Origin of the sequence: Pauljensenia sp. UMB3104 (assembly GCF_030217285.1) — a bacterium.
GTDB lineage: Bacteria > Actinomycetota > Actinomycetes > Actinomycetales > Actinomycetaceae > Pauljensenia.
The window spans coordinates 1-262 of sequence record NZ_JASONN010000364.1 but is presented as its reverse complement, the minus strand read 5'-3'; the positions used below and the strand labels follow the sequence as shown (position 1 = coordinate 262).

General features: G+C 68.3%; 1 protein-coding gene. It reads left to right on the top strand.

What is annotated here, in order from left to right; genetic code table 11:
* Nucleotides 1-262, top strand: a 262-nt coding sequence (locus tag QP415_RS12035; RefSeq protein ID WP_285100236.1) for a hypothetical protein, incomplete at both ends; no start/stop codon positions are given.

The following is a 262-nucleotide window of genomic DNA, read 5'->3' as shown; positions in this document are numbered from 1 at the left end:
CACGTCGATGGCCACTCCGCAGATGGCGGGTGTCAGCACGATCGTTTTGCAGCGTGTCCAGTCTGACCCGCTCTTCGCCTCGATGAGTGCGCGTCAGAAGGCTGATGTGGTGCAGAACCTCATCATGGGCACGGCTCGCCCGCTCACCGACGCAGCCCAGACGACGGGCGCGCTGTACTCGCCCCGCAAGCAGGGCGCGGGCCTCGTCGACGCCCTGGCTGCCACGACCTCGTCCGTGTATCCCACCGTGGTCGGCGCGCCC